Origin of the sequence: Natrinema versiforme JCM 10478, assembly GCF_000337195.1 — an archaeon.
In the GTDB taxonomy this organism is placed as follows: domain Archaea; phylum Halobacteriota; class Halobacteria; order Halobacteriales; family Natrialbaceae; genus Natrinema; species Natrinema versiforme.
Genome location: NZ_AOID01000014.1, coordinates 77,045 through 90,206, shown reverse-complemented (window position 1 = coordinate 90,206; position 13,162 = coordinate 77,045). Strand labels below are relative to the sequence as shown.

General features: G+C 63.5%; 16 protein-coding genes and 1 tRNA gene. 8 read left to right on the top strand and 9 right to left on the bottom strand.

Translation table 11 applies throughout. The features are described 5' to 3' along the window. Positions 1-690 precede the first annotated feature (690 nt). Positions 691-774, bottom strand: a tRNA-Ser gene (locus C489_RS04300). Positions 775-1,307: 533 nt separating this feature from the next. On the opposite strand from C489_RS04300, the gene C489_RS04295 reads away from it, so the two are divergent. Next, on the top strand, positions 1,308-2,651 hold the full coding sequence (locus C489_RS04295; protein WP_006429929.1) for a hypothetical protein: 1,344 nt from the start codon (positions 1,308-1,310) through the stop codon (positions 2,649-2,651). Positions 2,652-2,887: 236 nt separating this feature from the next. On the opposite strand, the gene C489_RS04290 is transcribed toward C489_RS04295, so the two are convergent. Further along, positions 2,888-3,634, bottom strand: coding sequence for a hypothetical protein (locus C489_RS04290; RefSeq protein ID WP_006429928.1), 747 nt, complete (start codon positions 3,632-3,634; stop codon positions 2,888-2,890). Positions 3,635-3,744: 110 nt separating this feature from the next. Here C489_RS04290 and C489_RS04285 point away from each other — a divergent pair, with 110 nt between their 5' ends. Further along, the gene (locus C489_RS04285; RefSeq protein WP_006429927.1) at positions 3,745-3,963 is read left to right on the top strand and encodes a hypothetical protein; all 219 of its coding nucleotides are present in this window, start codon (positions 3,745-3,747) and stop codon (positions 3,961-3,963) included. A 16-nt stretch (positions 3,964-3,979) separates the two neighbouring features. Here the strand turns inward: C489_RS04285 and C489_RS04280 are convergent, their stop codons facing one another. The 4 genes from C489_RS04280 to C489_RS04265 form a co-directional block, all read right to left on the bottom strand. Beyond that, a complete protein-coding gene (locus tag C489_RS04280; protein ID WP_006429925.1) occupies positions 3,980-4,582 on the bottom strand; it encodes a uracil-DNA glycosylase in 603 nt (200 codons plus the stop codon). A gap of 119 nt (positions 4,583-4,701) precedes the next feature. Next, the gene (locus C489_RS04275) at positions 4,702-4,965 is read right to left on the bottom strand and encodes a hypothetical protein (RefSeq protein ID WP_006429924.1); all 264 of its coding nucleotides are present in this window, start codon (positions 4,963-4,965) and stop codon (positions 4,702-4,704) included. Further along, positions 4,962-6,038, bottom strand: a complete 1,077-nt coding sequence (locus tag C489_RS04270; RefSeq protein WP_006429922.1) for an Mrp/NBP35 family ATP-binding protein — start codon at positions 6,036-6,038, stop codon at positions 4,962-4,964. Before C489_RS04270 ends, C489_RS04275 begins: the two co-directional genes overlap by 4 nt. A gap of 206 nt (positions 6,039-6,244) precedes the next feature. Further along, positions 6,245-6,568 carry a hypothetical protein gene (locus C489_RS04265; RefSeq protein ID WP_006429920.1) on the bottom strand — a complete coding sequence of 108 codons (324 nt, stop codon included), beginning with the start codon at positions 6,566-6,568 and terminating at the stop codon, positions 6,245-6,247. A gap of 92 nt (positions 6,569-6,660) precedes the next feature. Between C489_RS04265 and C489_RS04260 the strand changes: the two genes are divergently transcribed. Continuing rightward, a complete protein-coding gene (locus C489_RS04260) occupies positions 6,661-6,984 on the top strand; it encodes a DUF5783 family protein (protein ID WP_006429919.1) in 324 nt (107 codons plus the stop codon). An 84-nt stretch (positions 6,985-7,068) separates the two neighbouring features. Continuing rightward, positions 7,069-7,920, top strand: a complete 852-nt coding sequence (locus C489_RS04255) for a translation initiation factor eIF-2B (RefSeq protein ID WP_006429917.1) — start codon at positions 7,069-7,071, stop codon at positions 7,918-7,920. Between the two features lie 24 nt (positions 7,921-7,944). Here C489_RS04255 and C489_RS04250 read toward each other — a convergent pair whose 3' ends face one another. Continuing rightward, on the bottom strand, positions 7,945-8,640 hold the full coding sequence (locus C489_RS04250) for a ThuA domain-containing protein (protein WP_006429914.1): 696 nt from the start codon (positions 8,638-8,640) through the stop codon (positions 7,945-7,947). 350 nt (positions 8,641-8,990) lie between these two features. Between C489_RS04250 and C489_RS04245 the strand changes: the two genes are divergently transcribed. Further along, positions 8,991-10,115: a Gfo/Idh/MocA family protein gene (locus tag C489_RS04245; protein WP_006429912.1), complete on the top strand. Its 1,125-nt coding sequence runs from the start codon at positions 8,991-8,993 to the stop codon at positions 10,113-10,115. Between the two features lie 179 nt (positions 10,116-10,294). Here the strand turns inward: C489_RS04245 and psmB are convergent, their stop codons facing one another. Both psmB and C489_RS22085 read right to left on the bottom strand, forming a co-directional pair. Continuing rightward, the gene (gene psmB, locus C489_RS04240; protein WP_006429909.1) at positions 10,295-11,026 is read right to left on the bottom strand and encodes an archaeal proteasome endopeptidase complex subunit beta; all 732 of its coding nucleotides are present in this window, start codon (positions 11,024-11,026) and stop codon (positions 10,295-10,297) included. A 183-nt stretch (positions 11,027-11,209) separates the two neighbouring features. Further along, positions 11,210-11,380 carry a hypothetical protein gene (locus C489_RS22085; protein ID WP_006429907.1) on the bottom strand — a complete coding sequence of 57 codons (171 nt, stop codon included), beginning with the start codon at positions 11,378-11,380 and terminating at the stop codon, positions 11,210-11,212. 302 nt (positions 11,381-11,682) lie between these two features. On the opposite strand from C489_RS22085, the gene C489_RS04235 reads away from it, so the two are divergent. The 3 genes from C489_RS04235 (at position 11,683) to C489_RS04225 (ending at position 13,134) form a co-directional block, all read left to right on the top strand. Further along, complete coding sequence (locus C489_RS04235) at positions 11,683-12,039, top strand: DUF555 domain-containing protein (RefSeq protein WP_006429905.1); 357 nt, start codon at positions 11,683-11,685, stop codon at positions 12,037-12,039. 167 nt (positions 12,040-12,206) lie between these two features. Next, positions 12,207-12,746 carry a CBS domain-containing protein gene (locus C489_RS04230; RefSeq protein ID WP_006429904.1) on the top strand — a complete coding sequence of 180 codons (540 nt, stop codon included), beginning with the start codon at positions 12,207-12,209 and terminating at the stop codon, positions 12,744-12,746. A 142-nt stretch (positions 12,747-12,888) separates the two neighbouring features. Then, positions 12,889-13,134 (top strand): hypothetical protein, encoded by a 246-nt coding sequence (locus C489_RS04225; protein WP_006429903.1) that lies wholly within the window; start codon positions 12,889-12,891, stop codon positions 13,132-13,134. Positions 13,135-13,162: the final 28 nt, after the last annotated feature.

The window sequence follows — 13,162 nt, the reverse complement described above, 5'->3', positions numbered from 1 at the left end:
TCGATCCATCCAGTAGAGACGGCGAGGCGGTCAGTTTTGGCCATAGGCATCCAGAACTTCGACCGCCTCATTCCTAACTTAACACGGCCTAGGATCGCCAGATGAGATTTATATGAAGGCTGTTCAACTTGCTCGTGACGCTAAGGACCATCTGGCCAAGAAAGTGTAGTCCTTAGAATCGAATTCTTACTGTTAGTCTGTATGACTCGATCATCATTTCACAAATCTATAAAGTAATAGTAAGAGGTGGATCAGGAAGTTTGTAGCCAAGTCTACTTTGATTAGCCTTGGACCATCGTAGCGGAGATTTATCACCGGAGATCAATTCTATCTGGGTGAGAGCGATATAGAAGTAGTATGGTGATGATACTACTCACCAAAATTGCAATGAAGCGGTGGGGATGGGATTTGAACCACGGTCGTTCCACTCGCTGCGCTCCTTTCACTCCCTGATTCAAATCCCAACGTGTCGTCTTCTCACGAACACTATACGACGAGCGAAGCGAGGAGTATCGCGAGTGAGAAGACGGTGGGGATGGGATTTGAACCACGCCCAGACGTGCTCGCTTCGCTGCGCGCGACTGGTCTAGTTCAAATCTATCTTGACGCTTTGCTCCTCACGTCCGTTCATCGTGAGAACTCCGTTCTCACGGGCGTTCGCTCACATTACTCGCGAACGCGTCGCAAAAGCGGTGGGGATGGGATTTGAACCCATGAGGCTTGACAGCCACCTGCTCTCAAGGCAGGCGCGTTGGGCCGCTCTGCCACCCCACCGCGAAGCGTCGCCTCGCCCCGGTCACGTCTCAAAGACCCGAATCGCCGTCAACGGGGCGTATTGCTACGTCCAAGCCCGAGAAAGTTGAAGGTATCGTTCTTATTCCCGGTCCCTCTCGGGAATACCGCAACGAACGGCAACTACCCGCCGACACTGGACACCGGACAACGTTCATCGAACAGCTCGTTCGCATGGGCAAAGGTCCCGATACGCTCGAGGGGCAGGCTCACGACACCGCCCGAAATAACGCCGGCAGCAGCGACAGGGTCCACCAATGGCCACGGAAAGTCGAGGCGGGTATGCGCTCGATCTCGAGCGAACTGCTCTCCCGTGAGCTATCTGTACAACCGAGGATGACGGCCGGCGCAGTTGAAGCCCTGTTACCGAAGCCGAAGAGAGGGGCAAGTTCTCGAGTGCACCCGTCGCATTGCTCCGATTCTGTATCAGATGAAAATCAGGTATTGGTGTAAACAATATACTATTATAAACAGAATTAGATAGCGGCTCCTTGTACAGTGGGTACCGGGGGAAAATGGACGCAATCACGCTCAAGGAGATAAAAAGAGACGAATCGACGGTCCATTTCAAATTCGAGTATCCGGACAAACTGAGCGGGTTCTTCCTTACTAACAGATACATCGTAGAGTATGGGACGGACATCAGCGACGTTCCCGAGAGCCTGCTGTTCATACCGTGGGTAGCGAACGTCTGTCCCGTCGCGTGGGCGAACGGCGTTGCCGTCGAACTCCCCGCTCTCGACGAGCGGTTTCTGGAATCCTTGGCCGACGTTCGAGAGGCCTTTCGAGACATGTATCCACAGTTCATGGACAGGGGTGACATCCGCTGTCAAACACCGGTCACTAACACTGGCGAAGAGCGGGACACGGGGACCAATGCACTTCTGTTCAGTGGCGGTGTCGACGCGTTAGATACGTACTACCGACACAGAGACGAGGAGCCCACGCTCGTTTGCATACATGGGTTCGATGTCGATTTCCATGACACGAACGCGTGGACGGAGAAGATGGAGCGGGTCAGCGCGTTCGCACAGTCTCGCGGACTGGATCTGTTCTTCGTTCGAACGAATATGATGGAGTTTTTGGACGACTTCATGCTGAACGCCCACTTCAACAGATACCTCCAGAGTGATTGGTACGACGCCGTCCAACAGGGGTTAGGACTCACGGGGCTTTGCGCGCCGCTTGCGTTCACGGAGGGATTCGAGACGATCTACATGGCGGACGGCGCATCCCGGAAGTACGACATCAAAGTCGGCAACCATCCGAAGATCGTCGACAATATCGCGTGGGGCCGTACGTCGGTACAGAGCGACGGCTTCGAATTCACGCGCCAGGAGAAAATCGAACGGCTCGCGGAGTTCATTCGCGAGAACGGAATTCACCTCCACACGTGTCTCAAACCGGGGCCCGGCAACTGTAATAAATGCGAAAAGTGCCTCCGAACGGCTTTCGGATTAGTGCTCGCCGGTCTCGATCCCCATCAACACGGGTATCGAATCGATGCAGAGAGCTTCGACTATGCCCGTGAGCAACTCGAGAGCGGCGGCTGGAAACTCGGCCCGGCGAAAGCGACCATGTGGAGGGATTTACAGGACCACGCTCACCGGGAGACGTATCAGGAGCCCGGTGCCGAGGCGTTCTTCGACTGGCTCGCTCGCGCGGATATCGACAGGTTCGTCGATTATTCGAATTCGTCCGGGTCACCAGCATACAAACTCGCTCGAAGACTCCCGCGGTCCCCCTACGTGCATACGCCTCGACAGCAGGCGGCAAACACGATCTGGGACTATCTGGTTGAGCCGTATCGATCGATTGCGGATAGTCGAGAGCGGAAGGAGGCCACGCGGACTGGCTGAGCAGTTACAAAATCGAACTATTCGAAGGGGAAAATCATCACTCACAAAACCAAAACGACTTAAAATGCGCTCCAGTGCTTACCCGATAGTGAAAAATTCTTCTGCGGAAAATCACGTCACAGTAGTACGACATTCCGGACGATGAACCGGTAAGTATCGGCAATTCGTGCAGTGAGCAAACTACAAAACTGTTACCCTCTCTCTTTGTCACCGTTTCCGACTTCCAGGTAGTCGGTCTATTCGCGCTCGAGCCCGCCGTCGTCCCCGACCGTCAGCCCCAGTTCGTCGACCAGCGCCGCCGTCGCTTCCGCACCCGGCCGCTCGGCCGCCTGCCGGGCCTCAAGTCCGGCGACGGTCGCTCGGAGTCCGGCCGGGGTCGACACGGTCGGGAGCATGGGGGCGAACCCGACGCCGAGACCGCCCTCGCTCGCGTGGCGGCTCATTGTCGAGAGCGCCGGCGTGGCGTACGCGTCGGTGAAATCGATCGGCTCCGCAAAGCCCGCGAAATAGACGCTTCCCTCGTCGGCCGGCCCGAGGACGACCTCGTGGCGGCGCAGCGACATCGCCGCGCCGTCGATTTCGGTTCGGTTGACCAGCGGTGCCGTGGGCTCGAGCACCCCAACGCTCTGGGCCCCTTCCTGCTCGAGCAGGTGCGTGACGGTGTTCCCGACGCGAGCCGACCGGCTCGAGCCGACCTGCCGTTCGAAGCGAACGTCCTCGGCCGCATCGCCGCCGAGCGCGTCGAGGACGAGCGCCCGAACCTCGGCCTCGGGGTCGCCGTCGGCGTGTGGCTCGGGCAGGGTCTCGGCGTCCCGGTAATTGATCAGGAGGTCGCCGCCGCTCCCTGCGACGGCCCACAGGACGTCGGCGACGGCGGCCTCGTAGAGCGAAACCGCCTCGGCGTCAGTCAGCGGCGTCTGGTCGGCGAGCGCGGAGAGAACGAGCCCGTCTCGCGGCGGGTCGACCGGAACGACGACGATCATGACAGCTACTCCGCGGCCGCGGTCCTTGAACGCGGCGCTTCCCGGCCTCGAAAGACGGAGTCCCGCGGAAATGAAGATGAATTATAACGGAGCAGCGCCTTCGAGCGGGTATGGACGAACGTTCGATTGCCGGCCTGCTCGCGACGCTCGCGGTCGCCGCGCTGGCGGTCCTCGGCGCGTACGGATTCGGTACCGGCTACCTGATCGATTCGCCCGGCGACTTCCTCGCGCCGACGATCGGCGTCCTCGCCGTCGCGGCCCTCGCCGTCGGCGGCCTGATCGCTTCGGGCGTCGGCTCGAGGCGCTGGCGCGAGAACCCGTATTGGTAACGGACCGCCGCTGTTCTCACCGCTTTCGCCGTCCCTTCGTCTGCCGATAGTCCGTCGCCATCAGCTCCGCGAAGGCCTCGAGCCACGCTTGGGTCTGCGCGTCGGTCTGCTCGCGCGGGTCGATCATCGGGATGAGTTCGAACCCGCGGCCGCGGATCCGCTCGGCGTGGTCGTCGGGCAGCGCGAGGTCCTCGACCGGCGTCGTCGTGTACTCCGTGCCGAGTTCCACCAGTGCGCGCTCGCCCACGGGAACGAGGATTTCGGGGTTGATCATCCGGATCTCGGCGTTGAGATAGGGGTCGCAGTTGCCGATCTCCTCGTCGGTCGGCCGCCGGTCGGGATCGCGACAGCGCATGAGGTTCGTCAGATAGACGTTCTCGAGTTCGGGGTCGTCTGCCGGCGCGGTCACGTCACAGAGGCCCAGCCGCTCGAGCATCCGTCGCAGTCCGCCGTCGCCGTCGCTGCCGCCCTCCCCGGCGAAGGGGATGCCGGTCTCGTCCGCGCGTGCGGTCGGGCGCTCGCCGACGAACAGGAAGTCCGCGCCGACGTCGCCGTAGCCGTGGACGACCTGTGTGCGCGTCTCGCAGAGCGCCGGACAGTTCGTACACTCCTCGTCCATGCCGTAGGGGTTCGCTCGAGACCGTTGATTCGCGTCCACACTCGTCTCTCGCGTGGCAGCCCCAAAAGCGACGCGCTCGGTTGCGGGCGGGGACAGGGCAAAGCGGATCGACGGCGGACTCAGCGACCGAGGCCGCCGCGTTCGTTGACCTCGAGAATGAATTTGACGTTGCGGACGATCTCTTCGGGCGAGGTCTCCTCGCTTTCGTCGTAGAGGTCGCTGGTCCGGTACAGGATGTTGGCGAGCTGTTTGCTCTCGCTGGTCTCGCCGCGAACGTCGTCGGCGATCTCGCGGAGGCGCTCGACGCGCTCGGGATCGGGATCGAACCCGTCGCCGTCATTGCCGGCGGTTTCCGCCCCGCCGTCGTCGCGACCGGAACTCATCGGTCGGGCGAGGCGGCCTCGCTGCGCCGGGTCTGGGAGATCCCCTGTCGGTGGACGATTCCGGTGTTGTTGGCGACGTTCTCGGTGATCGTCCGCAGGGAGTCGCTGGTCCCGTCCGCATCCTTGAGGACCGTCGGCTTGCCGCCGTCGCCGCCCTCGCGGACGGCCGGATCGAGCGGGATCGAGCCGAGGAAGGGAAGTTCGTGTTCGTCGGCGAACGCCTCGCCGCCGCCGGAGCCGAAGATGTCGTGTTCGCCGCCGCAGTCGGGACAGGCAAAGGTCGACATGTTCTCGGCGATGCCGAGTACAACGGTGTCGTGTTTGGCGAACATCTCGAGGCCCTTGCGGGCGTCGTCCAGTGCAACGTCCTGGGGCGTCGTAACGATGACCGCACCCGTGACGGGCATGGTCTGGAGCATCGTCAGCTGGGTGTCGCCGGTCCCCGGCGGGAGGTCGACGACGAGGTAGTCCAGATGGCCCCACTCGACGTCCTCAGTGAGCTGGGTGATGACCTTGTGGACCATCGGACCGCGCCAGATGACGGGGTCGTCCTCGCCGGTGAGGAAGGCCATGCTCATCAGCTTCACGCCGTATTTCTCCGGCGGCACGAGCGTCTCGTCTTCGGTCGCCATCGGCGGCTCGTCGGCGTCGACCATCCGCGGGACGTTCGGCCCGTAGACGTCGGCGTCGAAGAGGCCGACGCGCGCGCCCAACTGCGAGAGGCCAGCGGCAAGGTTGACCGCGACGGTCGACTTGCCGACGCCACCCTTTCCGGAGGCGACGGCAATGACGTTCTTGACGTTCGGCAGCACCTGTTCCTCGCTGGTGAGATCGTCGCGGTCGGGGACGCTCGCGGTCAGGTCCGGCTCGAGGCCCTCGGCGGTCAGCACCTCGCGGACCTCGGCGGCGATGTCGCTCTCGCTCGGCGAGTAGGGAGCACCCAACGCGAGGTCGATGTCGACCTGGTCGCCGTCGACGGTGATGTCGTTGACGAGCCCGAGCGACACGATATCGTCGCCGAGTTCCGGATCCTCGACCGCACGGAGATGGTCGCGAACGGCGTCTTCGTCCATGTCACTAGCTACTTGCCAGCGTCGAAAAGGGTTGTGTTCCCACCTTTTTTCTTCGGGTCCTCCCTCGTGGTTCGAGAGGCCGAAGGCCTCTCGTTATCAAGCGAAACCTTCGGTTTCGCGGACCTCGTGAAGTCTGGCGGGACGTACGTCCCACTGACCTCGCGGGTGCATCGCTTGCACTCCAACCGCCACGGATATCAGCGGTTCTACGCGTTGAAATCGAACCGCGGCCCGCCGTAGGTCGGCGGATCGGGGTCGAGTTCGACACCCTGCTCGTAGCGCACGAAATTGAGGTAGAAGGGGCGGCCACAGCCCTCGAGCGGGTCGCCCTCGAGGTCGGTGACATCGCCGTCCTCGCCACAGAGAAACTCGATCCCGTCGGCCGACTCGCGGTCCGGATCGTCGGGGGCGGCGTACTCCCAGCCCGGTTGGCGGACCTTCGTCACCGACCGATCCGCCAGATCCGGCGGGCGCTCGAGGCTCACGACGGCTCCGCAGTGCGGACAGGTGTACCGGACGGTGACTGTCATCGCCGGTTCTAGGGGTTTCGAGAACGTAAGCGTGGGGGCGGGAGTCGGCGGCGTCCCGAACCGTTTACCCGGCCGCGCGCTGACGGACGTCTGTGACCGAGTTCGACCCGGCAAAATTCGAGGAAAAGTACGTCTACTACTTCGAGGAACTCGAGGAGGCCTATTCGGCGGCCTACCAGCAGCTCCACGGCCAATACGACTCGACGGTTCTCAAAGCGATCGACCGGCAGGTACTGAGCGAGAGCGAGCCGTTTTATGCGGGGAACGGCGAGTTCCGCGTCGAACTCCCCGAGAACCCGCGGGAGCGAGCCGGCGCGGTGGCCGACCACGACCAGTTCGAGACGGTCCTCGAGGAACTCGTCGACCGAATCGAGGCCGAGTTACAGCGGATATTTGAGTTCGACGGCGACGCATGAGGACGCCGCGGATACGGCAAGCCGCGTGACAGAACCGGTGAGGTCACCCGGAACACCTTTTGCGCTGACGGGAAACATCTGCGTATGATCGACGAGACGGCCGAGGAAATTCGAGAGATGCAGACACACAGCTCCTCGGTGGTTGCGGTCCGCGCAGCGCAGGCCTTAGAGGAGTTACTCGAGCGCGAGTTCGCGACCGTCGAGGAGTTCACTCGCGCGCTCGAGCGGAACGGCTCCGTGCTCCGGCGGGCGAACCCCTCCCACGCCTCGCTGCAAAACGCCGTGCGGGAGGTCGTCGGCGACGTGAGCGACGCCGATCCCGACACTGTCGAGGCGGCCCAGCGGCTCACCGGCGAGAAGATCGACGAGGTCGTCTCGCGGATCGAGTCCGGCAAGCGGCTGGCGGCCGAAAACGCCGCCGAGGCCCTCGCGGACGGCGCGACGATTCTGACCCACGACTACTCCTCGACGGTGATCGAGACCCTCGAGCAGGCGACCGCGGCCGGCAAGACGTTCGAGGTCTACGTCACCGAGGCTCGGCCGCGGTACATCGGACGCAAGACCGCCCGCACGCTGGCCGACCTCGAAGGGGTCGAGACGACGCTGCTCACCGACAGCGCCCACGGCATCTACCTCGAGGAGTGCGATCGGGTCGTCGTCGGCATGGACTGCATCGTCGACGACACGCTGTACAACCGCGTCGGGACGTTCCCGATCGCGTCGACGGCCGCCCGACTCGACGTGCCGGTCACCGTCCTCGGTTCCGCCTCGAAGATCGTCGGCGAGGGGTTCGTCTTCGAAAACGAGCACCGGCCGGGCAGCGAGGTCATGCCCGAGCCCGCCGACGGGTTCGCCGTCGAGAATCCCGCCTACGACGCGACGCCGGTTGAACTGCTCGAGAGCGTGATCACCGACGAGGGCCGCCAGGAGTTGTAAGGTCGAGAAGAGTTGTAACGCCCGTTACGCGCGCTCGCCGAACGTCCGCGGCGAGCCCTCGGTCGGAGCGGCCCAGTCGACGGCGTTGTGCAGCACCCGCCGAACGGCCTCGTTCTCGTAGATCGGATACGTCTCGTGGCCCGGTCGGAAGTAGAAGATCCGGCCCTTTCCGCGCCGGTAGCAACAGCCGCTGCGGAACACCTCGCCGCCCTCGAACCAGCTTATGAACACCTGTCGGTCGGGTTCCGGCACGTCGAACGGCTCGCCGTACATCTCCGTTTTCCGGAGTTCGATCGATTCCCCGAGCCCGTCGGCGATCGGATGCCCCGGATCGACGACCCAGAGCCGCTCGGTCCCGCCGTCCTCGCGGTACTGCAGGCTACAGGTCGTCCCCATGAGCCGCTTGAACGGCTTCGCGTAGTGACTCGAGTGCAGGGGGAGAAAGCCCATCCCCTCGAGGACGCGTTCCTGTACCCGGCCGGCGACGTCGTCTGCGACCTCGTCGTGGGCCTCGTGGCCCCACCACAGCAGGACGTCCGTCGACTCGAGGACGTCGTCGGTGAGCCCGTGGTCGGGCTCGTCGAGCGTCGCGGTCCGAACCTCGTGGTCGGTCGCGAGGACGTCGGCGAGCGCCTCGTGGATGCCGTCGGGGTAGACGGCCGCGACGGCGTCGTCCTCGCGTTCGTGGCGGAACTCGTTCCAGATCGTGACTGCGACCATGGCCGCCCGGTCGGCGCGCCGGATGCTTATACTGTCGGCCGTTACCCGCTCGAGTCCGCCGACCGGTCGCGGCGGCTCTCCGCCGCCGCACCGGCGGTCTCATCCGCCCGATCCGCGGCAGAAATATCGAATTGAAATACTAGATTCAGTCAATACATCTGAAGAGTGTTGGCGTAATAGTATCGTAATACGTGAAATACGAAATGGCTGTACAGATTAATCGGTCACAACCCTTATTTCGATCGCCGACTGCCTCACTCTATGGAACGGAACCGGATACAACTGCCATCGAAACGAACGGTTTCTCAGCGCACCTCTCTCTCTGCTGGACCGAAATCGGGGGCAGACACATGATCGGCGACGGGATCGGGGTCGGTATCGTCGGCCTCGGCGGCATGGGGAACCTCCATGCGCGAAGCATTCGGGACCTCGGCGCAGACGTCGTCGCGGGCGTTGACCTCGTCCCGGAGCAACGCGACCGCTTCGCCGAGGAGTTCGGCGCGCGCACCTACGAGACTCACGACGAACTCGTCGTCGACGACGCCGTCGACGCCGTCATCGTTACCACGCCCAACCGGTTCCACGAACCGATCGCCGTCGCCGCCCTCGAGCAAGGACTCGACGTGCTCGTCGAGAAACCGCTGGCCCACACCTTAGAGAGCGCGGAACGGATCGCCGAGGCGGCGGCCCGATCGGACGGCATCTGTATGGTCGGCTTTCACAACCGCCACGCCGCGTCGATGGCCATGTTCGACGAACAACACGCCCGCGGCCGCTTCGGCGACCTGACCCACGTCGAGGCCGACTACGTCCGCCGGCGCGGCGTCCCCGGTCCCGGCTCGTGGTTCACCGACCCCGAACTCGCCGGCGGCGGTGCCTTGCTCGACATCGGCGTCCACGCGCTCGACCTCGCGCTCTACGCGCTCGATTTCCCCGAGATCACGGAAGTGAGCGGCGTCGCCCGGACAACGTTCGGCACCGACGAGGAGTACGCCGATCCCGACGGCTTCGGCGACAACTGGGACGCGGAAGCGGAGACCTACGAGGTCGACGACTCCGTCAGCGCCTTCATCCGCACGGCGGAGGGCCAGACCATCTCGCTCGAGGCCGCGTGGGCGACCAACCGCGAGGAGAGCATGGACTTCAAAGTCCGCGGCACGCAGGCGGGTGCCCAGTTCGATATCGGCGACACGAATCTACGGATTCTCGAGGCCGGCACGGCCGGGTGCGACCACTTCGCCGATGTCAACATGACCGGCGACGAGACCCTGACCGGCTACGGAAAGCAAGACGAGCAGTTCCTCGAGGCGATCGCCGTGGGCGCGACGCCGGAATCGAACACCGTCGAAGAGGCCCTAACCGTCCAACGGGTCATCGACGCGATCTACCGCTCGAGCGAGTCCGGGCGGGCGACCCAACCCAAGGAGTCCCCGATCTCGGAGGCACAACTCGAGCAGGCGACGCGACTGGACTAGCCGGCGAGGTTTGCGTTTCTGCGCTTCTCACGACACACGACATGCGCTGGTTTCTCGTCCGATAGCACGCCGCAAATCGGAGTCGGAACGCTATCGACTCAGCAGTGGACAGAGAGCGGTCCGATCGGCCCGGCGGCTGGTCGGCTGAGAACGCAGAAAACTGCCCCGTTTCGGCCGATTTAAAGGACTTCGTCGAAGTCGTGGTGGCCGTGGATGTCGACGCCCTCGTCGGTGATCTCCGCGAGGAAGACGCCGTTGCCCGAGCCGGTGTCGCGCTCGACGGCGGACTTGATGCCGCGGGCGGCGACCGTCTTCGCTTCCTCGTTGGACATGTCCGGTTCGTAGGCCTGCTCTAAGTGCCCGTAGGCGAGTTGCATCCCGCTCCCGGTGACGGTGTAGTCGTCTTCCATGACGCCGCCAGCGGGGTCGATGCTGTAGACGTGGCTCCCTTCCTCGTCGACGCCGCCCAGAATCGGGTGGATGGCGAAGAACGGGCCGCCGCGGGCGAAGTTACCGGCCAGCGTCGCCAGTGCGTCGATGCTCATTCCTTCGCCGCGTCGAGCCTCGTAGAGGTTGACCTCGGCGCGGAGCGTGGAGATGAACGACTGGGCACCGCCGACCGAGCCGACGAGGGTCAGCGCGGCCGTCGGGTGGATCTGCTCGACCTTCTGGACGTTCTTGTTCGAGACGAAGCGGCCGCCGAGGCTGGCGCGCATGTCCGTCGCGATGATGACGCCGTCGGCAGTGGAAATGCCGATCGTCGTCGTCCCGGTCTTGTTGACGTTGTCCAGATCGGCCTGTGTGAGGTCGTTCTGGGGCATCGATCCGACCTCCGGCTCGTAGGGGTTCGGATCGTCGGCCAACTGGTCGACCGTCCGAGAGAAATCGGAGTCGTGTGTGGGCGTACGCATTGATCGTACCGTACGACCGGGACGGTATAAAACACCGGCGGTCACCACTGCGGTTTCCGCTTCCCTCGGTCGAGATCGGTCTCGGCTCGAGCGCCGAGTCGGCCGCGGTTCCCGGTCCTGCAGGTCGTCGATCAGCGGACGGGAAAACCAGTTAGCGATCAGTCGCCGTCGGTCAGTGCCGTGTTACTGCTGTGTGGATTCGTAGGCCGTTTCGATGTTTGCGAGGACGCGGTGGACCGGGAAGTTGAGACCGGCCTGACGGGCGGCCATCGCGACCGGCATCGCGACGATGCCGACCACGATACAGAGTTGGTACAGTGCGAACAGGGTCGCGTGGTACGCGCGGGATATCATCAGCGTTCATCGATGCCCAGACGGAGGGTATATATAAGCCTTCTTGAAAGATTGAATATGTAATGATCGTCACGCCGCTATCGGGTCGCCGCCCGCTTGCGATTAAACTCTGGTTGCCACGGGAACAACTGGAGGCGTACTCGAGTCGATGTACGGGTATGTCGGTGGCAATCGATGGGGGTGTTTCTCGTAACGTATGAGAATTATCCGGTTCACGTGCGCACCCTGAGCCGCAGCCTCCGCTGGGAGCAATGGCGCGGCCGAACCGCAAAGCAGGAAACCCCTCGGCCCAACCACCCCATATGGGAAACTATCTCGTCGCGATGGAAGCGGCATGGCTCGTTCGTGACGTCGACGCGATCGACGACGCGATCGGCGTCGCCGTCAGCGAAGCCGGAAAGCGACTCAACAGCGAAGACATGGACTACGTCGAAGTCGAGGTCGGTGCGACGGGCTGTCCCGCCTGCGGCGAACCCTTCGACTCCGCGTTTATCGCGGCCGATACCGCGCTCGTCGGACTCGCGCTCGAGATGGAGGTCTTCAACGCCGACAGCGAGGAACACGCCTCGCGAATCGCAAAGAGCGAGGTCGGCGGGGCACTGCGCGACGTGCCGCTGTCGGTCGTCGACATGGTCGAGACCGAAGAAGACGACGAGTAGGGCCGCGCTGTCGTCACCGAACCGACGCTTGTTCCGTTTCAGTACCGGAACGCCACGGGGACCCAGCGACGGCACTCGAGTACGACTCGATCGCCCAATTCATCGATCCGTGACGGAAGTCGAAATCAACCCAAAGTACTTTCTATAACCCGTGGTTATCCATTCGTATGGAACTCCCGACGCCCGCGGATCTCCGACAGCGCCGCACCGAACTCGGGCTCACGCAGAGCGAACTCGCGGACACCGCCGACGTCTCCCAGCCGCTGATCGCCCGGATCGAGGGCGGCGACGTGGACCCGCGTCTCTCGACGCTTCGCCGGATCGTCAACGCCTTGGAAAAGGCCGAGAGCGACGTGATCCGTGCCGAGGACCTAATGAATGAAGCCGTCGTCAGCGTCGGTCCCGACGATCCCGTCAGCGACGCCGCCAAGAAGATGGAGGAGGAAGCCTACTCTCAGCTCGCCGTCATTCAGGACGGCATTCCCGTCGGCTCGATCAGCCAGACCGACCTCGTCCACCTCGACTCCCAGGACCGCGACGAACCCATCGAGGAACACATGAGCGAGAGCTTCCCGACCGTCTCGAAAGACGCCACGCTGGACGAGATCAGTAACCTCCTCGAGCACTACAAGGCCGTGATGATCACCGAAGCCGGCGAGACCGTCGGTATCATCACCGAAGCCGACATCGCCGCACGACTGTCCTAGACGACCCGCCGATCGGTTTCGACGAACCCCGCTGCTCGCGTCTCACGTTCGAGCTGACGGAACTTAGACCCGGGCCCCGACTCCGGCCGCGTCGGAATCGGCTGACGATTTTTCCTGCGAGATTACGTACTATCGGATAGGGATGGACTACTACGACCGACTGCTCGCCGGCATGCTCGCGTCGCTGCTGCTCGGCGCTGTCGCGGGGCTCTACACCGCGATCACCCCCCGATATGGGCTCCTCGGCGGCGCGCTGCTGGCGACGGTGTTCCTGTGGGAGGCGGTCGTCCGCCACCCGCCGGTCCCGGCGACCGACCCGCGGTACGCGGCCGCGGTCGTCGTCTGGCACGGCGGGCTCCTCGTCACCCTCGCACTCGAGTTCTGGTAGCCACGGCGGTGTGCCGACCGATTGGATC